Genomic DNA, 25536 nt, shown 5'->3' on the forward strand with positions numbered 1-25536 from the left:
GCGGCAATGCGCCGCGCTGTACGTCCTAACCCATCCTTAACCATAACGGTTCATGAAGAGAGTGGTGAAGATTGGAGGAATCCAGCGCCTTCCTTTCACCAACATTTGCCCCGAAAAGGCCGCCAACGGTGCATTTTGGGGTTATTCCGGAAGCTTTGCGCGAACGGACCACAAGGGATGCCCATGGGCCAGCCGCCAGCCGTGCCCGGAAAATCTTAAGGACGTAACCATGGAAAATATCGCACTCGCCGAACCGGGCGCGCATTTGTCGATTTGGGCGCTGTTCATGCAGGCCGGCTGGGTGGTCAAGCTGGTCATGATCGGGCTGCTCTGCGCCTCGATCTGGACCTGGGCGATCATCGTCGACAAGCTCGTCGCCTATGGCCGCATGCGGCTCGCGCTCAATCGCTTCGAACAGGTGTTCTGGTCGGGGCAATCGCTGGAAGAGCTTTATCGCACGCTCGCAGATCGCAAGACCACCGGCATGGGCGCCATTTTCGTCGCCGCCATGCGCGAATGGAAGAAGAGCTTCGAGAAGGGCGCGAAATCGCCGCTTGGCCTGCAGAACCGCATCGACAAGGCGATGGACCTAGCGCTGACCCGCGAAATGGAAAAGCTGGAAGGACGGCTTGGCTTTCTCGCCACCACCGGCTCGGCAGCGCCCTTCATCGGCCTGTTCGGTACCGTCATCGGCATCATGACCTCGTTCCAGGCGATCGCCGCATCCAAGAATACCAGCCTGGCGGTGGTCGCGCCCGGCATTGCCGAAGCGCTGCTGGCCACCGCCATCGGCCTGCTCGCGGCCATCCCCGCCGTCATCGCCTACAACAAGCTGTCGTCGGACGCGAGCAAGATAGCGGTGCGCATGGAGGGGTTCGCGGACGAGTTCTCCGCCATACTCTCGCGCCAAATCGATGAAAAAGTCGCGCAGAAGACCTGAGGAACAATCATGGGAATGTCTGTAGGCGCGGGTGGTGGTGGACGCGGTGGTCGTGGCCACAGGCGGCGCGGCCGCCATCACGCGATGATATCGGAAATCAACGTCACGCCGATGGTCGACGTGATGCTGGTGCTGCTGATCATCTTCATGGTCGCCGCGCCATTGCTGACGGTTGGCGTGCCGATCGACCTGCCGGACACGCAGGCCAAGGCGATGAACGTCGATACGCAGCCGATCACCGTCTCGATCAATCCGGCCGGCCAGATATACCTCCAGGAGACCGAAATCCCGATCGAGGAGTTGGTGGCGAAACTGCAGGCGATCTCGAAGACTGGCTATGACGAGCGCATCTTCATCCGTGGCGACAAGTCGACAGACTATGGCACGGCCATGAAGGTGATGGCCCGCATCTCGGCCGCGGGCTACAAGAACATCGGCCTGGTTTCGCTGCAGGAACAGGATCAGTAGACGCAAGATGAGGACGGGCCTCACCACATCGGTGATCTTGCATACGGTAGCGTTGGCCTTCGGGCTGTTCACGCTGTCGTCGCCGCCTGCCATGCCCGCGTCCGACGTGGAATCGGTGTCGGTCGACATCGTGCCGATGGAAGCGACCGCGCAGATTCTGCAAGGCGACAAGAAGGCTGTGATGCACGAGAAGCCGGCGCCGGTGCCGACACAGCGTCCCGACATCGTTCCCGATGCCCAGAAAGTCGGCGAGAACAGCGTCGACACCGACAAGCCGATAACGCCAGAAGCCAAGCCGAACCCGGTCGATCTGGCCGCCGCGCCACCGCCCGCGCCGACGCCGAAAGAGAAGCCGAAGCCGGAGGACGTGCCGAAGCCGAAGGAGCAGCCCAAGCCTGTTCCGGCGACGGAGGTCGCACCGGTCCCGCAGCCGAAGGAAGAGGTGAAGCCGGAGCCGGTCAAGCAGGCGGAGCCTAAGCCGACACCGGCCAAGGAGCCGGCGCCGACGCCGCCGCAGGACAAGACCGCCGCCATCGACCCGCAGCCTGAGGTCAAGCCGGACGCCGTCGCCGAGGCAATAACGAAAGAGCAGCCCACCGAGACGACGCAGCTTCCGGATTCTGCGCCCGCCCCGCAGGCACGGCCAAAGCCGCAGCCGGCCCAGGCCGAAAGCGCCAAGGCGCCGGAGCGCAAGGACGCCGACAAGCCGGTCAAGGAAGCCTCGTCCAAACCGAAGTCGGAAGACAAGCAGTTCAACGCCGACGAGATTTCGGCGCTGCTCGACAAGCGGAAACCGTCCGGCGGCGGCGCCAAGCGCTCGACCCAGCAGGCGTCTCTCGGGGGCGACAAGGATCAGGGCCAGAAGCTTTCAAGATCGGAGCAGGGGGCATTGGAGGCCCAGCTTGGCGGCTGCTGGACACTGCCGGCAGGGCTCGAGGGTTCCGAGAATTTCATCGTCGTGGTCCGGTTCAACCTGGATGCCTCCGGCAAGCTGGACGGCCGGCCGTCCGTCGAAAAATCGAGCGGAAACCGCCCGTTCGACGAAAGTGCCGTGCGCGCGGTTCAGAAATGCGATGTGGCCGGCCTGCAGGTTCCCGCGGGCAAACAAGACATCTGGGCCGACGTTCGGGTCACTTTCGATCCGAGAGAGATGCTGGGCCTATAGGCTGGGCGCCCCCAAAATCATTGAAGAGAAGCGAGAAGACATGAAATCCATCCTCAAGCCGCTCCTGATGATCGCAGCGATGGCGCTGGGCATGACTGCCGCCGCCACTTTGCCGGCGTGGGCGCTCGTTGAGCTCAACGTCAACAAAGGCAATGTCGAGCCGCTGCCGATCGCCATTACCGATTTCCAGGGTGGCGATGCGCTGGGCGCGGAGATTTCCGGTATCGTCAGCGCAGACCTGAAACGCTCTGGCCTGTTCGCGCCGATCGACAAGAGCGCCTTCATCGAAAAGATCTCGAACCCGGATGCCACGCCCCGCTTCGAGGACTGGAAAGTGATCAATGCCCAGGCGCTGGTCACCGGCAGCGTCAGCAAGGAGGCCGACGGACGCGTTCGCGCCCAGTACAGGCTGTGGGACACCTTTGCCGGCCAGCAGATGTCGGGCGAGCAGTTCTTCGCCAACGACGCCAATACAAGGCGGGTCGCCCATATCATCGCCGACGCAATCTATGAGCGGCTGACCGGCGAGAAGGGTTATTTCGACACGCGCGTCGTCTTCATCGACGAATCGGGCGCAAAGAATGCGCGCAAGAAGCGCCTCGCCATCATGGACCAGGACGGCGCCAATGTCCGCTACCTGTCGAACGGCAAGTCGATCGTGCTGACGCCGCGTTTCTCGCCGAACCGGCAGGAAATCACCTACATGTCCTATGAAAGCGGCCAGCCGAAGGTCTATCTGCTGCAGATCGAGACCGGGCAGCGCGAGCTGGTCGGCGACTTTCCCGGCATGACCTTTGCACCGCGCTTCTCGCCCGACGGCCAGAAGGTGATCATGAGCCTGCTGCGCGACGACGGCAATTCCAACATTTTCGCCATGGATTTGAGAAGCCGCTCGACGACCAGGCTCACCAATTCGGCGGCCATTGACACCTCGCCGTCCTATTCGCCTGATGGCAGCAAGGTGGTGTTCACTTCCGACCGCGGCGGCCGCGCGCAGATCTATGTGATGGGCGCCGACGGTTCGGGCCAGACCCGCATCTCCTTCGGCGACGGCGTCTATTCGACGCCGGTGTGGTCGCCGCGCGGCGATCTGATCGCCTTCACCAAGCAGACCGCCGGTGAATTCCAGATCGGCGTCATGCGCATCGACGGTTCGGGTGAGCGCATCCTTTCAACCGGCTTCCAGCAGGAGGGGCCGACCTGGGCGCCCAACGGCCGGGTGCTGATGTTCTTCCGCGATTCAGCCGGCGGTCCGAAACTCGTTTCGGTCGATCTCACCGGCCGCAACGAACAGTCGATCCCGACCGCGAATTTCGCGTCGGATCCAGCCTGGTCGCCGCTGCTCGAGTGAGAGGAATTGGAGAAATGAAGAATTGAAGAGATGAAGAAAACGGGATTCCTCAACTCTTCAATTCACTCCTTTCCACGGCTTGGTCGCGTTTTAGCCGCATTTCCGCCTAGGGTCCGCGCACATTGTGGACCCCTTGGGCGGCCCCTGGCAAAACGGCTGCGGACGGCAGCCGAAACCAAATTTTAACCGTGTTTCTTGAACGCCGGTTAACCCAAACGTGGTTACTGGACGATCAACGAAATCACTCGAATTGCGAAGGAGAGGCGGCATGGGCCGTATCGCAGCACTTACCAGAAACCCGGTGATGATCGCGCTGGTGGCGTCGCTCGCCATCGCCGGTTGCGCCTCGAAGAAGACCCCGAACAGCGCCGCCGATCTCGGCCTCAGCGGCGCCGGCGCGGCAACGCCCGGATCGGCCCAGGACTTCACCGTCAACATCGGCGACCGCATCTTCTTCGACACGGATTCGTCCTCGATCCGCGCCGACGCGCAGACGACGCTTTCGCGCCAGGCGCAGTGGCTGAACCAGTATGGGCAGTATGCCATCGTCATCGAAGGCCATGCCGACGAGCGCGGCACGCGCGAATACAATTTGGCGCTCGGTGCCCGCCGTGCCGCCGCCACCCGCGACTTCCTCGTCGCCAGGGGTGTTTCCGGCCAGCGCCTGAAGACCATTTCCTACGGCAAGGAGCGTCCGGTCGCGGTTTGCGACGACATCTCCTGCTGGTCGCAGAACCGCCGCGCCGTCACCACGCTCAGCGGCGCCGGTTCTTGATCGGCAATTCCTGATCGGCAGAAATGCAACACATATGTGCGAAAGGCGGCGACGGCCGCCTTTTTCATGTCCGGCACCCGGATATGAGACTTGAAACAAAATTTGGCCGAAGTCCTGCGTCCTGCTAAGAGCCAAGGCGCCTGACGGTCCCACTCCGATCGGAAGGCATGCAACAGGCAAACAATTTCACGGCGAGAGGCACATGCATTTCAGATCGGTCTTGAGCGGCACGCTTGCGCTGCTGCTCGTATCAAGCGTCGCCGCACTTGCTGCCGGTACCGGGGCAAGCGGCAACGAGCAACAACCGTCGAAAGGCGGTTTTTCTTTCCACCTGCCGACGCTCGGCATTTTCGGTGAAAAGAAAAAGCCGGATCAGGTTCAGTTCGCACAGGATGGCACCGGCACTACCGCACTGCAGGAGCAGCTCCGGCAAATGAACGGCAAGATCGAGGAGCTCAACTTCCAGGTCCTGCAGATGCAGGAGCAGATCCGCAAGCAGCAGGAAGACAACGAGTTCCGCTTCCAGCAGCTGGAAGGCGGTTCGCAAGGCGCGCCGCAACCAGCGGAGCAGAAAAAGTCGGACGCCACCACCAACACCGACAGCAGCGTCGCCGAGGCTCCGGCGACGCATGCGCCGGCCGATACGGGCACACCGCCCGCCGGCGCCCAGGGCGAGGACGTCATCGTCGAATCGCCGACTGGCGAACCCGGCAGGGTGATCCCGGGCACGCCTCCGAAGACGTTCGGCACCATCACCGTCGACAAGAACGGCAATGTGGTCGACGCCGACGGCAACACGCAGGCACATGCACCGGCGCAGAACACCGCCCCAGCCACTAACGATCAAGCCGGCACGCAGGCTGGCAAGTCCGACAATACGGTGGTTGCGGCGCTGCCTGCCACCGACGACCCGGAGGAACTTTACCGCAACTCCTACCAGTTCATCTTGTCGGGCGACTACAGCACTGCCGAACAGGGCTTTCGCGACCACATCGCCCGCTTCCCCAAGGACGCCAAGGCGGCGGACGCGCATTACTGGCTGGGTGAGTCGCTACTCGGGCAGCAGAAATACCGCGACGCGGCCGAGACTTTCCTCGCCGCCAGCAAGGACTATCCGAAGGCCAAGAAGGCTCCCGACATGCTGCTGAAGCTCGGCGTGTCGCTGGTTGGATTGAACCAGCGCGACGTGGCCTGCGCCACTTTCGGCGAGATCGGCAAGCGGTATCCCAACGTTTCCGGCGCGCTTAGGGAACGCGTCAAGCAGGAAAGGGCGCTCGCGGCGTGCTAGTTTTTTTCTTGCATGTCGTTGCCCCGGACCCACTTTTGGGCGACATGCATTGATGCTCGAAACCGAGCCTGACCTTTCGATTTTTTCGCGGATCGACTTTACCAACGGCGCTGTTGCGGCCGTGTCCGGCGGCAGCGACTCCACCGCCCTTCTCCTTCTCATCAAAGATCACCTCGACCGCAGCGCGCCCGCAACGAAATTGCTGGCTGTGACGATCGATCACAATCTGCGGCCGGGCTCGGCGGCAGAAGCGCAAGCCGTGGCCAGGCTTTGCGCCGCGCGCGGCATTGCCCACCGCATTCTGGTCTGGTCCGGGCGCAAGCCGTCGACCGGCCTGCCGGCTGCCGCGCGAGAGGCCCGCTACCGGCTGCTGGCCGAGGCAGCGCAGGCGGAGGGCATCGGCCTGATCCTGACCGGCCACACTGCCGACGACCAGGCCGAGACCGTGCTGATGCGGCACGCGCGCCAAGAGGGGCCGCGAGAGGCAGGGCGAGGCCTTGCCGGCATGGCGCCCGCAACCCTTTACGACTGGCGGATCTGGATCGCTCGGCCGCTTCTCGGCACGCGGCGTGCGGCGCTGCGCGAAGTCCTGCGACGCGCGAACGTCGGCTGGGCCGAAGACCCGACCAATGACGACGAGGCTTTCGAGCGCCCGCGCATCCGCGCAGCGCTTGCCGGCGACAATGGCGCGCAGCGCGTGGCAGATGCGGTGGCGCTGGCCGCGCGGGCTGCGGTGGAGCGCGAACAGCTTGGCCATCGCGCGGCCGCGTTGATCCGTGGCTTTGCCAGCAGGCCGGCTGATGGCCTTATCCGTCTCGATCCGGGGTTTGCGACGGCCGGCGACGAGCCGGCGGCCGTCTACGCGCTGCGTATCCTGCTGGCGACTGTCGGCGGCGTCGCCTTTCTGCCCGACCAGGCGCGCAGCGAGGCGCTGCTCGACCGGCTGAGGGCCGCGCCATTTTGCGCCACATTGTCGCGGACGGTGGTCGATGCACGGCGTGCCGGCATTTTCCTGCGTCGCGAAACCCGCAACTTGCCGCCCGCTGCTCCTGCCGTGGACGATGCTCTCTGGGACGGCCGCCGGAGGATCACATTGGGCGACGAGCTAGGTGCATTTTTGATCGCGCCGCTCGGCGCGGCTCGTGCCGCAAAACGGGAAATTGCCGAAGACGGCACGCCGCCAAGCCTTGTCCGCGCGGCCCTGGCGGCCGAGCCGGCGTTGTGGCGCTCAAGTGGATCTCTTGGCGAAAGCCTTAGTCCGGTGCAGGACAGCCCGGCCTTGCCACGAATGGCGGCATGCCCGGTCGTCGCACCTTTTGCCCGCTTCCTGCCGTCCTTCGACCTGGCGCCGGCCGGAACTGTCGCCGCGCTGATCGGCGCGCCGCTCCTCCCTGCCACGCCTTTCAGCGGCCACACTGCCGGTTGATGATGGGCGAAAGCTTAACCGCGACATGCTGTTCTGCTTGGCAAGGGAGGACGCCATCCCTATGTTAGACCCAAGTTTCCTCTCACGACGCGTGTCCGCCAGCGGACGCCAACGGGACAATTGATGAATCCGAATTATCGCAATCTCGCGCTCTGGGCGATCATAGCGGTCCTGCTCATCGCTCTCTTCAATCTGTTCCAGACGCCGCAGACGCGCGGGGCGGCGAGCGATGTCCCCTATTCGCAGTTCCTGCAGGATGTCGCGGCCGGCCGGGTCAAGACGGTGACCATCGCGGGTGCCCGCATTTCCGGTACCTATACCGACACCTCTACCGGCTTCCAGACCTATTCGCCCGGAGATCCGTCGCTGGTTTCGAGGCTGCAGGACAAGAACGTCACCATCAATGCGCGCCCTGAATCCGACGGCTCCAATTCGCTGTTCGGCTATCTCATCTCCTGGCTGCCGATGATCCTCATCCTTGGCGTCTGGATATTCTTCATGCGCCAGATGCAGTCCGGCTCCGGCCGCGCAATGGGTTTCGGCAAGTCGAAGGCCAAGCTTTTGACCGAAGCGCATGGCCGCGTCACCTTCCAGGATGTCGCCGGCGTCGACGAAGCCAAGCAGGATCTGGAGGAGATCGTCGAATTCCTGCGTGATCCGCAGAAGTTCCAGCGGCTTGGCGGCAAGATTCCGCGCGGCGTGCTGCTTGTCGGCCCTCCCGGAACCGGCAAGACGCTGCTTGCCCGCTCAGTCGCCGGTGAAGCCAACGTGCCGTTCTTCACCATCTCCGGCTCGGACTTCGTCGAGATGTTCGTCGGCGTCGGCGCGAGCCGCGTCCGCGACATGTTCGACCAGGCCAAGAAGAATGCGCCCTGCATCATCTTCATCGACGAAATCGACGCGGTCGGCCGCCATCGCGGCGCCGGCCTCGGTGGTGGCAATGACGAACGCGAGCAGACGCTGAACCAGTTGCTGGTCGAAATGGACGGCTTCGAATCCAACGAAAGCATCATCCTGATCGCCGCCACCAACCGACCGGACGTGCTCGATCCGGCGCTGCTCAGGCCCGGCCGTTTCGACCGCCAGGTGGTGGTGCCGAACCCCGACATCGTCGGCCGCGAGAAGATCCTGAAGGTGCATGTGCGCAACGTGCCGCTGGCGCCCAACGTCGACCTCAAGGTGATCGCACGCGGCACTCCCGGCTTTTCCGGCGCCGACCTGATGAACCTCGTCAACGAATCCGCCCTGATGGCGGCGCGGCGCAACAAGCGCCTTGTCACCATGGCCGAGTTCGAGGACGCCAAGGACAAGATCATGATGGGCGCCGAGCGCCGCTCGTCGGCCATGACCCAGGCCGAGAAGGAACTCACCGCCTATCACGAGGCCGGCCACGCCATCCTGGCGCTGAACGTGCCGTCGGCCGATCCGCTGCACAAGGCGACCATCATTCCGCGCGGCCGGGCGCTTGGCATGGTCATGCAGTTGCCGGAAGGCGACCGCTATTCGATGAGCTACAAATACATGATCTCGCGCCTCGCCATCATGATGGGTGGCCGCGTCGCCGAGGAGTTCAAGTTCGGCAAGGAGAACATCACCTCGGGCGCCTCCTCGGACATCGAGCAGGCAACCAAGCTGGCGCGCGCCATGGTCACGCGCTGGGGCTTCTCCGACAAGCTCGGCCACGTCGCCTATGGCGACAACCAGGAAGAGGTTTTCCTCGGCCATTCGGTGGCGCGCACGCAGAACGTCTCGGAAGAGACGGCGCAGATCATCGACGCCGAAGTGCGCCGGCTGATCGACGAGGCCTATTCGACGGCAAAATCCATCCTGACCAAGAAGAAGAAGGAATGGATCGCGCTGGCGCAGGGGCTGTTGGAATATGAGACGCTGTCGGGCGAGGAGATCAAGCAGTTGATCGCCGGCCATAAGCCCGCCCGCGATCTCGGCGACGACACGCCGCCGAGCCGTGGCTCGGCCGTGCCGAAGTCCGGCAGCCGCCGCAAGAAAGGTCCGGAGCCCGAAGGCGGCATGGAGCCTCAGCCGTCAAGCTAGGGTCCGGCCCAGGAGATTGATTCGAAAACGCCGCGGCTTGGACCGCGGCGTTTTTTTTCAGGAGGTGGAGAGGACTGCGGAATTGTCCGCGACCTGTACCCGACCTGCAACGTTGGCGATCGGCGAAAGCCGGTGTGGCGGCCAATCTCCCCCCTCGTGGGGGAGATGTCCGGCAGGACAGAGGGGGGCACTGTCCCGCCGGCATCTTGGGGCTAGGGCGAACTTCACTCTGGCTGTTAGTTCGAATTTCCCTCATCGCCTCGGTTTCGCCGAGCCACCTCTCCCCATTTTCGGGGAGGCGAGGAATCCAAACTAGAATGAAAGCAGCGATCCTTCGCGCCCCCCTCTGCCCTGCCGGGCATCTCCCCCACGAGGGGGGAGATTGGCAGCGTCGTCGATGGCGCCTCCTTGCAACGCAAGAGTGGCCTCTCCTGAAGCGGCGAACAAAAAAGCCCGCGAACCTTGCGGTTCGCGGGCCTTTCGTCTTTCAGATGCTGCTATCTATTAGCTCTTCAGTGCGGCATTGCACAGGCTGTAGAAGCCGCCGCCCTTCTGGATCCACTTGAGGCCGCCCAGCGCATTGGCGTCCTTGTTGGCGTAGTACTGATCGAGGCAGGTATGCATACGGCCTTTGGCCGGGGTTTCGGTGCTGTATTTCTGGGAGATCGCCTTCGGAAACTTCACACCCTGGGGAGCGCCGACGGTCGGTGTTTCCGGGTCGCTGGTGTAGCTGGCCTCATCGGCAGCCGGCACGGTATCGTCGTCGGATGCACCCGCACCGCACTGGCTCTTGCGGAAGTCGTTCCACTTCATGCCGTTCAGCGTGTTGCCGGTCTTGGCCGCCTGATACTTGGCGCTGCAGTCCGCCATGCTGAGGCCTTTGCCGGCGTCCGCAGTTGCCGCTGCCTTGGTCGTCGCTGCGGCGGGTTCTACCGTCGCAGTGGCGCCGGCGGCACATGCGCTCTTGCGGAAGTCGTTCCACTTCATGCCGTTCAGCGTGCCGGCAGCCTTTGCAGCCTGATATTTGGTGCTGCATTCTTTCGCCGTCAGGCCCGGTGCCGAGTCATCAGTGGCCGCTGCCGTCGCAGCCGGTGCTGCCGCGGCCGGTGCTGCCGCAGCGGTAGCGCCGGCGGTGCATTCAGTCTTGCGATACTGGTTCCAGGTCAGGCCGTTCAGTGTGCCGGCGGCCTTGTCTGCCTGATACTTGGTGCTGCACTCTTTCGCCGTCAGGCCCGGCGCGACGTCATCGCCAGTGGCTGCTGCCGCCTTGGTCGTCGGCTTGGCGGGTTCTGCCGTGGCGCTGGCGTCGGTGCCGCATTCGGCCTTGCGGAACTGGTTCCAGTTCTGCCCGCCAAGTGTTCCGGCGTCCTTGGCCGCGTTATACTTGGTGCTGCACTCGGCCATGGTCAGCGCATTGGCAGGCGCCGCCAGGAACAAGGTCACGACGGCAAGACCCGTCAAAGTGGCAAGTCGATGGATGAGCATGCATTTTCTCCCTACAGCGGTTCATGATATGTCCCAGCAAATCAATAGCGCTCAACGGCTGGTTGCGCCAGATGCCAAGTAGCGTAAAAAGTGCCGGAAAGTGTATTCTTTCCGATAAGGTGATGAAATCGTTGCCGGGCGCTGTCTCGCAGCCAAGTTTTTCCGGGTGCATTTGCACGGAGAGCGCGTATATAGCGGTTCGCAGTCAGGAGACTGCCTCGCATGACAGCCAGTCGAACCGGCTGGTGCGGCGGATCCTGAATTCACCTCGGTCTGGAGCAGAACGACGCGCGGATTCCGAATTCAAAGCCATACTGACACACACATCAAGAATCCAGATGCGGTTTGAGTTGAAGTTCCTGAACGCTGCTGCCGCAATCAGAGCAGGGAACTTGAAAATCAATACAGTGGCGTGACACAAAACACACAAAACAACAATTTTCTAAGGATTGGAGGCATATAATCATGCATTGTGATGATAGGGCTCGGGCCAATTTGTGGCATGACGTGCCGGGAAAGAACCATCGGGAAGCTGACTAGTATGGCAGGAAGTTATTTCGGTACGGACGGCATTCGCGGGCGCGCCAACAGGTTTCCAATGACGGCGGAGATCGCCATGAGGGTCGGCATGGCCGCCGGCCTTTCGTTCCAGCGCGGCAACCATCGCCACCGCGTCGTGCTCGGCAAGGACACCAGACTTTCCGGCTACATGATCGAGAATGCGATGGTGTCGGGCCTCTGCGCCGCCGGCATGGACGTATTCCTGCTCGGCCCGATTCCGACGCCCGCAGTCGCCATGCTGGTGCGCTCGTTGCGCGCCGACATCGGCGTGATGATCTCGGCCTCGCACAATCCTTACTATGACAACGGCATCAAGCTGTTCGGCCCGGATGGCTACAAGCTCTCCGACGAGATCGAGGAGCGCATCGAGGGGATGCTCGACAAGGATATCGACCTGGCGCTCGCCGATTCGGATGGGCTCGGCCGCGCCAAGCGCGTCGACGGCGTCCATGACCGCTATATCGAATTCGCCAAACGCACGCTGCCGCGATCGATGTCGCTTTCCGGCCTCCGCATCGTCGTCGATTGCGCCAATGGCGCTGCCTACAAGGTGGCGCCCGAGGCGCTGTGGGAACTCGGCGCCGAGGTCGTCGCCATCAATGTCGAGCCCAACGGCTTCAACATCAACAAGGAGTGCGGCTCGACCCATCCGGCCGGCCTGCAGAAGAAGGTGCACGAAGTGCGCGCCGATATCGGCATCGCGCTCGACGGCGACGCCGACCGCGTCGTCATCGTCGACGAGAATGGCGCGATCGTCGATGGCGACCAGATCATGGCGCTGATCGCCGAGTCCTGGCATCAGAGCGGCCGGCTGGCCGGCGGCGGCGTCGTCTCGACGGTGATGTCCAATCTTGGGCTCGAACGCTTCCTCGGCGACATGAACCTGCAGTTGCACCGCACCAAGGTCGGCGACCGCTACGTCGTCGAGCACATGCGTGCGCACGGCCTGAATGTCGGCGGCGAGCAGTCTGGCCACATCGTGCTGTCCGATTTTTCCACGACCGGCGACGGCCTCGTCTCGGCGCTCCAGGTGCTCGCCTGCATCAAGCGGCAGAACCGGCCGGTCAGCGAGCTGTCGAAGAAGTTCGAGCCGGTGCCGCAGCTTCTGAAGAACGTCCACATTTCCGGCGGTAAGCCGCTCGAGGAAGCCCCGGTCAAGGCAGCGATCGAAGATGCACGCCACCGCCTGGGCAAGGCCGGTCGCCTGGTCATCCGGCCATCCGGCACGGAGCCGCTCATCCGCGTCATGGCGGAAGGCGACGACCAGCAACTGGTCGAGGCCGTCGTCAACGACATCGTCGAGATCATCTCGGAAACACGCAGCGCCGCCTGATCCTGCAGCTTTTGCCAGTCTGAAGCCCGCCTTTCGGCGGGCTTTTTCGTTGAGCTATGGCCGCAAGTTTCCTCGAATTCTAGAGATTCATGGTTAAGCGATACGGTTAAACGCCTTTTAACTTTTCCAATTCATTATCCACGACTGAAGCCAATCACATTCGGACGCGTTCGCTGTGCCGAGGGTTCTCAGGGGTGACAAGCATGTTCAATACAGCAAGAATGGCCCTCTTTGCCGCGCTGCTCGCGGGCGTAGCCGGACCAGTGTTCGCCGCCGACTTCGTCGAGCCGCCCGTGATCGAGCCGGCCCCGCCACCGGCCGTCTACGAGCAGCCGGCCGAATATGGCGGCTGGTACATTCGCGGCGACATCGACTATCATTGGTCGAAGTTTCGCGGCGCCGACTACATCACCTACGGTGACACACCCGGTACTGGTCGCTTCGACAGCGGCAAGCTGGAGAGCGCCTTCTCGGCCGGTGCCGGCGTCGGTTACCAGATCAACCAGCATTTTCGCACCGACCTGACCGCGGACTGGATGAGCAAATCCGATTTCCGCGGCTCGACCAGCGGCTTCTGCGGCATCAACCCCTGCACTTCGACCGACACGTCGTCTTATACGGCGCTGCTGCTCCTGGCCAATGCCTATGTCGATATCGGCACCTGGCACGGCATCACGCCTTATGTCGGCGCCGGCATCGGCGGCGCCTGGGTCAAGTGGGACAAGCTGCACAACACCATTGACGACGATACGTTTGAGCATAGCGGCGGCAAGGGCTGGCGCTTTGCCTATGCGGCGATGGCGGGCGCCTCCTACTGCCTGACCGATCGCGTCAAGCTCGATCTCGGTTACCGCTTCAGCCATATCGAAGGCGGCAAGATGTTCGACTTCGCCAGCGATGTCGGTCCCGGACATGACAAGGGCATCAATGTGCACGAAGTGCGCGGCGGTCTGCGCTATCAGTTCGGCAACTCCGGCTGCGCCCAGCCGGAACCGATCGCCTATGAACCCGAACCGGTCTACACCAAGTAGTCGCTTCGACAGCAGGTTTACGGACCGCCCGGCAAAGCCGGGCGGTTTTCGTTTGTGTCGGGAAGCTCATCAAAATCAATTCGCTAACGTCCTGTTATCCTTAACCGCCACTTAACCACTATGGTTAACAATGCTCTCAAACGGCGCTTGCGATTGCGATGGCGCCACCTTCGGGAGCCGGATCATGACAGTCAAATCGCGCATAGCGCTGGCGCTTGCAGCAATCGCCCTGACGCCGCTGTCGCAGGCACTCGGCGCCGACTACGACCCGCCGATCTATGTCGACCAGGCGCCGGACTACGTGCCGGTCGAAGTCGGTTCGGGATGGTATCTGCGCGGCGATGTCGCTTATTTACCGGAAGAGAGCTTCGAAAATGAGGATTTCGCCTTCACGCCGGCGAGCTTCAGCGACAAAGAAGATCCGATCTTTGCCAGCATCGGCTTCGGTTACCATTTCAACGACTATCTGCGTGCCGACCTCAATCTCGGCTATCTGCCCGGCAACGAGATTGGCGTCGGCTATGACGATTCAGCGATTGCGGCAGAGGCGACCGTGGCATCAGCATCCCTGGAGAACTACGCCTTTTCGGGCATGCTCAATGGCTATGTCGATCTTGGCACCTATGTCGGGATCACGCCCTATCTCGGCGCGGGTATCGGCGTCGTCCAGAGCAAGCGCAAGCTTTCGGCGAGCTATTTCACCGACAATGATGACCCCGCCGACGATTTCGTTTTGCAGGACAACAAGACCCAGTATTCCCTTGCCTATACGCTGAATGCGGGCCTTGCCTATCGAGTGTCCAAGAATGTCTCCGTTGATCTGGGCTATCAGTATTTTTCCGCGCCCGACGCCGAATATGCCACCGCAGAGGATCTGGATTCGTATCCGATCCGCAAAGGGATCAGCAATCATCAGGTCAAGATCGGGTTGCGTTACGACCTCTGGTAGGAGCCGCGCAGGCGACAATCAAGACGGCGGATCTTCGGGTTCGCCGTTCGTGTTTTTAGGCCATGACATTCTCACCACAGGTGACCAGTATCCTGCCAGCGACAAAAACTTTCCCCTTGACGCCTGACGCCTGAACGCATATCGCCGTCCGTGGGCCACCCCTCCCCAACGAGGGGCCACTATCTGGAAGGATAGACCACGATGACGACGCATACGAAGCCCGGACTCCGTCCGGCAAATCCCAATTTTTCCTCAGGTCCCTGTGCAAAACGCCCCGGCTGGTCGGTCGAGGCGCTGATCAATGCCGCGCTCGGACGCTCGCATCGCGCCAAGATCGGCAAGACCAAGCTCGAGCAGGCGATCGAGCTGACGCGGGAGATACTTCAGGTTCCGGCAGACTATCGCATCGGCATCGTGCCGGCGTCGGATACCGGCGCGGTTGAGATGGCGCTGTGGTCGCTGCTCGGTGAACGCGGCGTCGACATGGTCGCCTGGGAAAGTTTCGGTTCCGGCTGGGTCACCGATGTGGTCAAGCAGCTGAAGCTTGCCGACGTGCGCAGGATCGAAGCCGGTTACGGCGCGCTGCCGGACCTGACAAAAATCGATTTCGACCGCGACGTGGTCTTCACCTGGAACGGCACGACATCGGGCGTGCGTGTGCCGAACGGCGATTTCATCCCGGCCGCTCGCCGCGGCCTGACCATCTGCGACGCCACTTCGGCGGCCTTTGCGCAAAGGCTCGATTTCCAGAAGCTCGACGTCGTCACCTTCTCCTGGCAGAAGGTGCTGGGCGGCGAAGGTGCGCACGGCATGCTGATCCTCAGCCCGCGCGCCGTCGAGCGGCTGGAAAGCTACAAGCCGGCCTGGCCGCTGCCGAAAATCTTCCGCCTGACCTCGGGCGGCAAGCTCATCGAAGGCATCTTCAAGGGCGAGACGATCAACACGCCGTCGATGCTGTGCGTGGAGGACTATCTCGACGCGCTGCGTTGGGCGAAGTCGATCGGCGGCCTCGACGCGCTGATTGCCCGTGCCGACGCCAATGCCGCCGTTCTCGACGGCTTCGTCCGCAAATCCTCATGGCTCGGCCATCTGGCCACCGACCCGGCGACGCGGTCGAACACGTCCGTCTGCCTTTCCTTCACCGACCCGGATGTCGCAGCACTCAATGCCGACGGGCAAACGGCGTTCGCCAAGTGCATCGTCTCGGCGCTCGACAAGGAAGGCGTCGCCTACGACATCGGCGCCTATCGCGACGCACCGCCCGGCTTGCGCATCTGGTGCGGGGCGACGGTCGAGACCGCCTCCCTCGAAGCGCTGCTGCCGTGGCTCGACTGGGCCTTTGCCGCGCAAAAGGCGTCGCTCAAGGCAGCGGCCTGATCCCTCCCCCTTGAGGGGAGGGTGGCCCGAAGGGCCGGGTGGGGTCGCCTCCACCCAGCTCAACGACCCCACCATCCAGAAAGAATCGGCCGCGTCCGGCCGCAACGACCCCACCCCGGCGCTTCGCGCCGACCCTCCCCTCAAGGGGGAGGGGCGCCAATCGCAAAGGATCTAGCCCATGCCCCGCGTTCTCGTCTCAGACAAACTCTCCACCACCGCCGTGCAGATCTTCAGGGATCGCGGCATCGAGGTCGACTACCTGCCCGATCTCGGCAAGGACAAGGAAAAGCTCCTTGAAGTGATCGGTCAGTATGACGGCCTCGCCATCCGTTCGGCGACGAAAGTCACCGAGAAGCTGATCAACGCCGCCACCAAATTGAAGGTGGTCGGCCGCGCCGGCATCGGCGTCGACAATGTCGACATCCCGGCGGCAAGCCGCAAGGGCATCATCGTGATGAACACGCCCTTCGGCAATTCGATCACCACCGCCGAGCATGCCGTCGCCATGATCTTTGCGCTGGCCCGCCAGATACCGGAAGCCAATGCCTCGACCCATGCCGGCAAATGGGAAAAGAACCGCTTCATGGGCATCGAGATCACCAGCAAGACGCTGGGCATCATCGGCTGCGGCAATATCGGCTCGATCGTCGCCACACGCGGCGTCGGCCTGAAGATGCACGTCATCGCCTTCGATCCGTTCCTGTCGGACAGCCGCGCCGAGGAACTCGGCGTCGAGAAGGTCGAGCTCGACGAGTTGTTCGCCCGCGCCGACTTCATCACGCTGCACACACCGCTTACCGACAAAACGCGTAACATCATCGACGCCGCGGCGATCGCCAAAATGAAGACCGGTGTGCGCATCATCAATTGCGCGCGTGGCGGGCTGGTCGTCGAGGCCGATCTGATCGCGGCGCTGAAAAGCGGCAAGGTGGCAGGTGCTGGCATCGACGTGTTCGAGGTCGAACCGGCGGAGTATAATGAACTGTTCGGCCTGGAGAATGTCGTGGCGACGCCGCATCTCGGCGCGTCGACCACCGAAGCGCAGGAGAATGTCGCCCTGCATGTCGCCGAGCAGATGTCCGACTATCTGATCAAGGGCGCCGTTTCCAACGCCATCAACATGCCGTCGATCACCGCCGAGGAAGCGCCGCGCCTGAAACCTTTCGTCAAGCTTGCCGAAGTGCTCGGCGCCTTTGTCGGACAGGTCACCGAGGATCCGATCAAAGAGGTCGAGATCCTGTTCGACGGGTCGACCGCGACGATGAACACGCGAGCACTGATCAGCGCCGCCCTTGCCGGGCTGATCCGGCCGCAGGTCTCCGATGTCAACATGGTGTCGGCGCCGATCATGGTGAAGGAGCGCGGCATCATCGTCGCCGAGGTCAAGCGCGACAAATCCGGCGTGTTCGACGGCTATATCAAGCTCACGGTCAAGACCGAGCATAGGACGCGCTCGATCGCCGGCACCTGCTTCTCTGACGGCAAGCCGCGCTTCATCCAGATCAAGGGCATCAACCTTGACGCCGAGGTCGGCCAGCACATGCTCTACACGACCAATGCCGATGCGCCCGGCATCATCGGCCTGCTCGGCACGGTCTGCGGCGAGAACGGCGTCAATATCGCCAACTTCCAGCTCGGCCGCAACCGGCCTGGCGGCGATGCCATCGCGCTGCTCTATCTCGATGCGCCGTTCCCGGAAAACGTGCTGGAGCAGGTGCGGGCGCACAAGTCGATCGACTCCGCCAAGCGGCTGCATTTCGATGTGGGCGGCGCCTGAATCATGCGCGCCCCGTGTGCTTCCAAAAGCACACGGGGCGTTTCGACAATGACGTCAGAGCGTTTGGATAATCCTTTGACGGCCGTTATTTGCAGGCGAAGCCGGGCGCGATCTTGCATTTGCCGGGACGGGGCCGGTGCGGCTTATGCGGCCGGTGCGGCCGGTGCGGCCGATGCGGACGGTAATGCGGCGGGCGAACGATAATGTGCGGCCGCACGACGATCGGTCGGGAAACATAGACGCGGTCCAGATAGTTTGCGCTGGCCCAGCCCCGTATCCCGGCGGCACGAATTGCGCACCAGCTGCCCTGGCAATCGAGCACCGTCACCCTGTGGCCGGCCGGCAATGTTGCGATCCTTGCATAGCCGGGGCCAGGGCCGCTTCGCACATTCAAGGTCCCGGTTGTATAGGCGGTGGCTGCGGAGGCCGATATGGGAAAGGCTGCCAAGCCAACAAAAGCAAGGACAAGCGCCGCGAGCATTCGAAAATTCATGATCGTCTCCATTTCACCGAGATCAGCTAAACTGGCGCTGGGAAGATGAGTTGCGAAAGCTGAAAAAGTCAATCTCTAGGGAAATGGCGCCGTATATTGTAATGTTCGTATCCTTAATACACCCGTACTGGTTATTATGATTCTTAATACTTTAGTTGTTTTGGATATTCGTCCGGCCACTGTCGTAGGGGCTTGGTTCACCATGAGGCTGCGACAGGCTCTGGATCGCACCATCCGCATCCGGCGCCGAACATTGCCGGCTAAATCGCCATCTTCCTTCCGCTGTATTCGGCGAGGCTGATGCCGCCGAGCACCAGCACGAGGGCCAGCGCCTGATAGAGCTGGAATGTCTCACCGACGATCAGCACCGAGAGCAGCGTGCCGAAGATCGGCACCAGATTGATGAACAGGCCGGCCCGGTTGGCGCCGATCAGCTCGTTGCCCCTGATGTAGAAGATCTGCGAGATGACCGAGGCGCCGATCGCGGTGTAGAACGCGACCGCCCAGCCGCGTGCATCGGGAACGATGACCTTGCCGGCCGCCACCTCCCACAGGAAGAAAGGCAGCGAAGTGGCAAGTGCGGCAATCGACAGCGCCAGCATCAGGCTCTGCCAGCGTATGGCCGGCTTCAGCCGCAGCCCGACCGAGTAGAAGCTGTAGCAAAGCACCGCGATCAGCATGATGGCGTCGCCGAAATTGAGATCCAGCCTGAGGAGCTGGCGCAGATCGCCATTGCTGGCGGTCAGGGCGACACCGATGATCGTCAGCACGACGCCGGCGATCTGCACCCGGTTCACACGCAGGCGAAACAGCACGAAATTGGCGAGGATGATCACGATCGGTATCGCCGCCTGCTCGATCGAGACGTTGATCGCCGTGGTGTAGTTGAGCGCCGTGTAGAAGATGGCATTGAAGAAGGTGAAGCCGCAAGCGCCGAGCCCGCCGAGCAGCAACCAATGCCTGCGCACCACCGGCCAGTCCTCGCGCAGCGTTCGCCAGCCGATCGGCAGCATGATCAGAACGGCCAGAACCCAGCGCAGGAAGACCAGCGTCATCGGCGAAATGTGGTCGACCGCCAGCTTGCCGGCCACGGAGTTGCCGCCCCACAGCAAGGTGGTGAACAGCAGGAATAGATAGGCGGTTCGATGCATCGCGAAATTTTCCAGCCGGGGCGGGCAGGCGAAGGGTCTTTTGCCGACCTATTGGGATGGTTCGTCCAAGTAAATGATGTCAAAGGCGAAAATTGTTGTGCCTGGGGGCGCCTTCGGCGGTAAAGAATGGTCGCGCTCGCCGGGTCTTGACGTTATAGAGCGACGTGCGTCCACTTGGTCGCACACAGTACGCGTCTCAAGGCTTTGAATGTTCGCATCGTGCTCGCCGAAATCGATTCCGATTTTCGGGCCAATGCGATAGAAGCCTGTCGTTTCGAAACCATTTCAAGCCGCTCCGAGCGGCGCCTCAAGGGAAAAGAAACATGGCCAATGTGGTGGTCGTCGGCTCGCAATGGGGCGACGAGGGCAAAGGCAAGATCGTTGACTGGCTGTCGGAGCGCGCCGACGTCGTCGTGCGCTTCCAGGGCGGCCACAATGCCGGCCATACGCTGGTTGTCGACGGTAAGGTCTACAAGCTGTCGCTGCTGCCGTCCGGCGTGGTGCGGCAAGGCAAGCTGTCCATCATCGGCAATGGCGTCGTCTTCGATCCGCACGCCTTCGTCGCGGAAGTGGCGAAATTGAAGGCGCAAGGCGTCGAGGTGACACCTGAGCGCCTGAAAATAGCCGAAAACACCGCGCTTATCCTGTCCTTGCACCGGGAACTGGACGGATTCCGCGAGGACGCCGCCACCAATTCCGGAACGAAGATCGGCACGACCCGTCGCGGCATTGGCCCCGCTTATGAGGATAAGGTGGGCCGGCGCGCGGTCAGGGTGATGGATTTGGCGGATTTGGAAACGCTGCCCTTGAAGGTCGACAGGCTGCTGACGCACCACAATGCTCTGCGCCGCGGGCTCGGTCACGCCGAAGTCACGCATGACGCGATCATGAATGAGCTGATTTCCGTCGCCGACGAGATCCTGCCCTATATGGACCGTGTCTGGAAGATCCTCGACGACAAGCGCCGCGCCGGCGAACGCATCCTGTTCGAAGGCGCGCAAGGCACGCTGCTCGACATCGACCACGGCACCTATCCGTTCGTCACTTCGTCCAACACGGTCGCCGGCCAGGCCTCAGCCGGATCTGGCGTCGGCCCGGGTGCCATCGGCTATGTCCTCGGCATCACCAAGGCCTATACGACGCGTGTCGGCGAGGGTCCGTTCCCGACCGAACAGAAGAACGAGATCGGCGAGTTCCTGGGCACGCGCGGCCACGAGTTCGGCGTCGTCACTGGCCGCAAGCGCCGCTGCGGCTGGTTCGATGCCGTGCTGGTTCGCCAGGCCGTCGCCGTCAACGGCATCAAGGGCATCGCTCTGACCAAGCTCGACGTGCTCGACGGTCTGGACGAGATCAAGGTCTGCACCGGCTACCGCCTCGACGGCGAGGCGATCGATTATCTGCCGGCCAGCCAGGGCGCGCAGGCGCGAGTCGAACCCGTCTACGAGACGCTGGAGGGCTGGAAAGGCACCACCGCCGGCGCCAGAAGCTGGAACGATCTGCCGGCCCAGGCAGTCAAATATGTCCGTCATATCGAGGAACTGATCGGCGCGCCGGTCGCACTCCTTTCCACCAGCCCTGAACGGGACGACACAATACTTGTGACCGATCCGTTTCAAGACTAGATTCTCAGCCGTTCCGGGCATCGCGGCCGATTTGCGGGGGCCGGCCCAGAAACGAAATGCAGGTCGACTGAAGCATGGCAGATTTTGTTGGTGCTCTGAAAAAGACGCTCGATGGCCTTGGCAATCCGACGCCGGAGATACGCGCGAGAGTCTATGAGAAGGCTCGCTCGACCATCGCGGACAAGCTGGCCAAGAACACACCGCCGCTGGCGCCTTCGGTCGTTGCCCAGCATAAGCGCACCCTGGAAGACGCCATCGCCAGCGTCGAGCGGGGCTATGCCAAGCCTGCGCCCGCATCCGATCCGCTGGCGGAACTGGAAGACATCTTCTCCTCCATCGACCGCAACAAGAACCAACCCAGCCATGTCCGGCAGCCGGCAAAGGCCGAGCCAGCATGGCAGCCGGCAAAGACCGAACCGGCATGGCAGCCGACGCCTGCCGCCAAAGCCGCGCCGAACTGGCAAAAGCCGCCGTCCGTTGCTTCTCCTCCAGAGCGCACCGATCCGGTGCCTTCGGACAGGGATTTTCCAGCGGCGGACGAAAAGGGCGACGTCTTTAGAAGCGATGTCTTTTCCAACGAGGAGGAACCGGCGGCGGACACCTTTCCGCGTCTGCGTCCTGCCGAGCGCAAGCGCAGCTATGGCGGGCTGATCGCCGCTGTCGTCGCTCTGCTCGTCGTTGCCGGCGGCGGCTACGGCATCTGGCTGAACAAGGACGCGTTCAGCAATATGCTGGGTCTCAACAGCACCGAGGTCGCAACGATCGAACCGTTGGTCAAGCCTGCTCCGGCCGAGCCGGCTACCGATGCCGCGGCAAGGCCTCCGGCCGCAGCGGCTCCAACGGATGCCGAGGGCGCAAAGTTCACCCAGCGCCTGACGCCCGAGGGCGGTGAGGTCGATCCCGGCCCCGCTGCTTCAGGACAAAGCGGCATCGGAGAGGGCGAATCCGTCGCAGCACTGACCACGCCGCCTCCGGCCGCACCTGCGCCCGCAGCGCCGGGCGGCGATGCGCCAGCCACGAATGCGCCCGCCACGCCAGGTGCAGCCCCTGCAACAACGCCGCCTGCCGATGGAGCAGCGCCGGCGCCGGCGGCGCCTACCGACAGCGCAGCCGCCCCGGCAGCGCCGACCCCGAGTGCCACACCGGCCGCGCCGACAGCCGCGCCTGCGGAAACCGCGCTGGCGGTCGGCCAGAAGGCGATCTTCTACGAGGAGCGCACCAGCACCGCCCAAGGCTCAGCCGAGCCCGGCAGCATCGTCTGGTCGCTGGTGCAGGAATCGCCCGGCGGCAATCTGCCGCCCGAGCCGGCAATCCGCGCCGAGGCGAGCATTCCGGGCAAGGACGTGCAGTTGCGCATGACCATCCGCCGCAACACCGACCAAACGCTGCCGGCCAGCCATATCATCGAAATGATTTTCCTGACGCCCGACGGTTTCGACGGCGGCGGCGTCGACAATATACTGCGCGTCGCCATGAAGGGCTCCGAACAGGATGCCGGTAGTCCGCTGATCGGCATCCCGGCCAAGATCGCCGACGGCTTCTTCCTGGTCGCTCTCAACGACACCAAGGCGGACGAAGATGCCAATCTGACCCTGCTCCGGGGCCAGAACTGGATCGACGTGCCGGTCGTCTACAAGACCGGACGGCGGGCGCTGCTCACCATGGAAAAGGGCATTCCCGGCGAGAAGGTGTTCGATGAGGCGCTGAAGGCCTGGCAGACAAAGACGGCGGGCTGAGCGGCCTCACCAGCCTAACGCTCCCCTTTGGCTCAGAAGCCCTGGAACAGCATGTCGAGTGCTGCCACGATGTCGTCGTGGTGCCTGGTGATATTCAGTCGACTTTCACCCAATTCCTTGGCCGGAACCGTGGCGATCAGATGGGTCGCCATTATCAATTTTCGGCCATTGATCTCGAGGATGGGGTGGAGCTTTCGCATCGGCGGCGGCGTCATTGCTATCGGCAGAAGCGGGATCACCACCCGTGTTTTAAAATCGTCGAGCAGGTGGGATTGAACGTCCAGCAAATAGCTGCCTTCGACCCGGCCCGCGAAGACATCATAGCGTGCCATCAGAACTGCCGATGTTCTTCCAGCGGAATACCGTGCTTTTCGACGTATTCGTTCCACGCCTCGATCGTGGCTCGGTTCTCAAGCTTCCATAGTCGCGCCTTTTCGGCAGCGACAGCCTCTGCGATGCCGGCCTCCGCGGCGCGTGAGACGTTCACGTCAAGCCCCTTGGCTTCCTTCATGAGTTTTGAGTCGATCGACAGGTTTGCCGGCTGGCGAACCGCGTTCAAGGTTAGCTTGCGCATTGTGACCTCCGCAGTGTGCGCATAATGTATGCGCATTTGCCCGGCGTAGCAACGACGAAACGGCGTCTGATCGTGCGCCCAGCCCTCCGCTATGGCTTCGGCGTTCGTCGCTCCAATCTACAAATAATTGTCGATCGATCGGCCCGCGGCCGAACGCTCCTCATCCCTCCATTTCTTCCCTTAACATTTCAAGTTCCAGCCATTCCTCCTCAAGCGCGGCCAGCGTGGCTCTTTCCTTGTCGAGGGCGGCGATGGTCTTCTGGAACGAGGCCGGATCGCGCTCGTAATAGGCCGGGTCGGCGATGTTGTCCTCCAGCCGTGAGATCGAGGCGGTCACCGCCTCGATCTTCTTGGGCAGCGATTCCAGCGCGAATTTCTGCTTGAACGACAGTTTCTTTGCCGGGCCCTTCGGCGCAGCTGCTTCGGTCCTGGCTGCCGCCGTCGCTTCGCTGGTCTCGGCCTTCGTCCGCGCCTTGCGGTCGTCCAGCCTGGTGCCGCCGCGCTGCGCCAGCATGTCGGAATAGCCGCCGGCATATTCGATCCAGCGGCCGCCGCCGTCCGGCGCGATCAGGCTGGTCACGGTGCGGTCGAGGAAATCGCGGTCGTGGCTGACCAGGATGACGGTGCCGGCAAAACCGGCGACCAGCTCCTGCAGCAGTTCCAGCGTCTCCATGTCGAGATCGTTGGTCGGCTCGTCGAGCACCAGAAGGTTTGCCGGCCGTGCCAGCACGCGGGCCAGCAACAGCCGCGCTCGCTCGCCGCCCGAAAGCTCACGCACCGGCGTGCGCGCCTGTTCCGGTTTGAACAGGAAATCCTTCATGTAGGAGACGACGTGGCGCTGCTCGCCATTGATGACAAGGTTCTCGCCGCGTCCGTCGGTGAGGTATTGCGCCAGTGTCTCTTGCGGATCGACCGCCTCGCGCTTCTGGTCGAGTGTGGCGATCTCCAGATTGGTGCCGAGCCGCACCGTGCCTGAGTCCGGTTTCAATTCGCCGGTCAGCATCTTCAAGAGCGTCGTCTTGCCGGCGCCGTTCGGCCCGACCAAGCCGACGCGGTCGCCGCGCTGAATACGGGTCGAGAAGCCCTTGACCACGGTGAGGTCGCCAAAGCTCTTCTCGATGTTCTTGGCCTCGATCACCAGCTTGCCGGATTCGGCGGCGTCGCTGGCCACCATGGTCGCCGCGCCCTCGGCGCCGCGATGGCCACGAAAGCGCTGGCGCATGGTCTGCAACTCGCCGAGCCGGCGCATGTTGCGCTTGCGTCGCGCCGTCACGCCATAACGCAGCCAGTGCTCCTCGCGCACGATCTGGCGGCCGAGCTTGTGCTGCTCGCGCTCTTCTTCTTCCAGCACCGTGTCGCGCCATTCCTCGAAATGGCCAAAACCCTTGTCGAGACGGCGGGTCTGGCCGCGGTCGAGCCAGACGGTGGCGCGTGACACGCGCTCGAGGAAGCGGCGGTCGTGCGAGATGACAATCAGCGCCGAAGAGGTGCGGGCAAGCTCCTCCTCCAGCCACTCGATGACCGACAGGTCGAGATGGTTGGTCGGCTCATCGAGGAGGAGAATGTCGGGCTCCGGCGCCATGACGCGGGCAAGGGCAGCGCGCCGCGCCTCGCCGCCGGACAGATCGTTCGGTCGTTCCTCGCCGGACAGGCCGAGATGCTCCATCAGATAGGTGGCGCGGTAGGGGTCATCGGCGGGTCCAAGCCCCGCCTCGACATAGGCGCGGACGCTGGCGAAACCATCCATGTCTGGCATTTGCGGCAGGTAGCGCACTGTCGCCGAAGGCTGGCGGAACATCTCGCCGTCCTGCGGCTCGATCAATCCCGCAGCGATCTTGAGCAACGTCGACTTGCCCGAGCCGTTGCGGCCGACCAAAGCGATCTTGTCGCCCGCCGACGCTGTCAGTTCCGCCCCGTCGAGCAGCGGCGTGCCACCAAAAGTCAGCTTTATCCCGTCGAGATTGAGAAGTGGCGGCGCCATG

At 62.9% G+C, this 25536-nt stretch carries 21 protein-coding genes; 15 read left to right on the forward strand and 6 right to left on the reverse strand.

Going from position 1 to position 25536, the window contains the following annotated elements; genetic code table 11:
• Positions 1–229: 229 nt before the first annotated feature.
• From tolQ to ftsH, 8 genes are all read left to right on the forward strand, one after another.
• The gene (gene tolQ / locus EJ075_RS12480) at positions 230–940 is read left to right on the forward strand and encodes a protein TolQ (RefSeq protein ID WP_095487401.1); all 711 of its coding nucleotides are present in this window, start codon (positions 230–232) and stop codon (positions 938–940) included.
• Positions 941–949: 9 nt separating this feature from the next.
• A complete protein-coding gene (gene tolR / locus EJ075_RS12485) occupies positions 950–1408 on the forward strand; it encodes a protein TolR (RefSeq protein WP_095487399.1) in 459 nt (152 codons plus the stop codon).
• A gap of 7 nt (positions 1409–1415) precedes the next feature.
• Positions 1416–2573: an energy transducer TonB gene (locus EJ075_RS12490; protein ID WP_126104539.1), complete on the forward strand. Its 1158-nt coding sequence runs from the start codon at positions 1416–1418 to the stop codon at positions 2571–2573.
• Positions 2574–2613: 40 nt separating this feature from the next.
• Entirely contained in the window at positions 2614–3924 is a 1311-nt protein-coding gene (gene tolB, locus EJ075_RS12495) for a Tol-Pal system beta propeller repeat protein TolB (protein WP_126104540.1), read from the forward strand.
• Positions 3925–4192: 268 nt separating this feature from the next.
• Positions 4193–4699, forward strand: coding sequence for a peptidoglycan-associated lipoprotein Pal (gene pal, locus EJ075_RS12500; RefSeq protein WP_095487393.1), 507 nt, complete (start codon positions 4193–4195; stop codon positions 4697–4699).
• 202 nt (positions 4700–4901) lie between these two features.
• Positions 4902–5987, forward strand: coding sequence for a tol-pal system protein YbgF (gene ybgF, locus EJ075_RS12505; protein WP_126104541.1), 1086 nt, complete (start codon positions 4902–4904; stop codon positions 5985–5987).
• A 52-nt stretch (positions 5988–6039) separates the two neighbouring features.
• Complete coding sequence (tilS, locus tag EJ075_RS12510) at positions 6040–7413, forward strand: tRNA lysidine(34) synthetase TilS (protein ID WP_126107323.1); 1374 nt, start codon at positions 6040–6042, stop codon at positions 7411–7413.
• Positions 7414–7536: 123 nt separating this feature from the next.
• Complete coding sequence (ftsH, locus tag EJ075_RS12515) at positions 7537–9465, forward strand: ATP-dependent zinc metalloprotease FtsH (protein ID WP_065011263.1); 1929 nt, start codon at positions 7537–7539, stop codon at positions 9463–9465.
• Positions 9466–9969: 504 nt separating this feature from the next.
• Here the strand turns inward: ftsH and EJ075_RS12520 are convergent.
• Complete coding sequence (locus EJ075_RS12520; protein ID WP_126104542.1) at positions 9970–10950, reverse strand: hypothetical protein; 981 nt, start codon at positions 10948–10950, stop codon at positions 9970–9972.
• A 541-nt stretch (positions 10951–11491) separates the two neighbouring features.
• Here EJ075_RS12520 and glmM point away from each other — a divergent pair.
• The 5 genes from glmM (at position 11492) to serA (ending at position 17978) form a co-directional block, all read left to right on the forward strand.
• Positions 11492–12844, forward strand: coding sequence for a phosphoglucosamine mutase (gene glmM, locus EJ075_RS12525; protein ID WP_126104543.1), 1353 nt, complete (start codon positions 11492–11494; stop codon positions 12842–12844).
• Positions 12845–13047: 203 nt separating this feature from the next.
• Entirely contained in the window at positions 13048–13875 is an 828-nt protein-coding gene (locus EJ075_RS12530; protein WP_126104544.1) for an outer membrane protein, read from the forward strand.
• A 184-nt stretch (positions 13876–14059) separates the two neighbouring features.
• Positions 14060–14824 (forward strand): outer membrane protein, encoded by a 765-nt coding sequence (locus EJ075_RS12535; RefSeq protein ID WP_126104545.1) that lies wholly within the window; start codon positions 14060–14062, stop codon positions 14822–14824.
• Positions 14825–15025: 201 nt separating this feature from the next.
• The gene (locus EJ075_RS12540) at positions 15026–16201 is read left to right on the forward strand and encodes a phosphoserine transaminase (RefSeq protein ID WP_126104546.1); all 1176 of its coding nucleotides are present in this window, start codon (positions 15026–15028) and stop codon (positions 16199–16201) included.
• A 178-nt stretch (positions 16202–16379) separates the two neighbouring features.
• Positions 16380–17978: a phosphoglycerate dehydrogenase gene (gene serA, locus EJ075_RS12545; protein ID WP_126104547.1), complete on the forward strand. Its 1599-nt coding sequence runs from the start codon at positions 16380–16382 to the stop codon at positions 17976–17978.
• Positions 17979–18063: 85 nt separating this feature from the next.
• On the opposite strand, the gene EJ075_RS12550 is transcribed toward serA, so the two are convergent.
• Complete coding sequence (locus EJ075_RS12550; RefSeq protein ID WP_348627370.1) at positions 18064–18483, reverse strand: SH3 domain-containing protein; 420 nt, start codon at positions 18481–18483, stop codon at positions 18064–18066.
• A 248-nt stretch (positions 18484–18731) separates the two neighbouring features.
• Positions 18732–19622: a DMT family transporter gene (locus tag EJ075_RS12555; protein WP_126104549.1), complete on the reverse strand. Its 891-nt coding sequence runs from the start codon at positions 19620–19622 to the stop codon at positions 18732–18734.
• 323 nt (positions 19623–19945) lie between these two features.
• Between EJ075_RS12555 and EJ075_RS12560 the strand changes: the two genes are divergently transcribed.
• Complete coding sequence (locus EJ075_RS12560; protein WP_095487377.1) at positions 19946–21244, forward strand: adenylosuccinate synthase; 1299 nt, start codon at positions 19946–19948, stop codon at positions 21242–21244.
• Positions 21245–21318: 74 nt separating this feature from the next.
• Positions 21319–22980 (forward strand): hypothetical protein, encoded by a 1662-nt coding sequence (locus tag EJ075_RS12565; RefSeq protein WP_126104550.1) that lies wholly within the window; start codon positions 21319–21321, stop codon positions 22978–22980.
• Between the two features lie 32 nt (positions 22981–23012).
• On the opposite strand, the gene EJ075_RS12570 is transcribed toward EJ075_RS12565, so the two are convergent.
• The 3 genes from EJ075_RS12570 to EJ075_RS12580 all read right to left on the reverse strand — a co-directional run bounded on the left by EJ075_RS12570 (position 23013) and on the right by EJ075_RS12580 (position 25535).
• The gene (locus EJ075_RS12570) at positions 23013–23312 is read right to left on the reverse strand and encodes a CcdB family protein (protein ID WP_126104551.1); all 300 of its coding nucleotides are present in this window, start codon (positions 23310–23312) and stop codon (positions 23013–23015) included.
• A complete protein-coding gene (locus EJ075_RS12575) occupies positions 23312–23554 on the reverse strand; it encodes a type II toxin-antitoxin system CcdA family antitoxin (protein ID WP_126104552.1) in 243 nt (80 codons plus the stop codon). Before EJ075_RS12575 ends, EJ075_RS12570 begins: the two co-directional genes overlap by 1 nt.
• Before the next feature lie 160 nt (positions 23555–23714).
• Positions 23715–25535 (reverse strand): ABC-F family ATP-binding cassette domain-containing protein, encoded by a 1821-nt coding sequence (locus EJ075_RS12580; RefSeq protein ID WP_126104553.1) that lies wholly within the window; start codon positions 25533–25535, stop codon positions 23715–23717.
• Position 25536 lies beyond the last annotated feature (1 nt).

The organism is Mesorhizobium sp. M6A.T.Cr.TU.016.01.1.1, from assembly GCF_003952585.1.
Lineage (GTDB): Bacteria > Pseudomonadota > Alphaproteobacteria > Rhizobiales > Rhizobiaceae > Mesorhizobium > Mesorhizobium mediterraneum.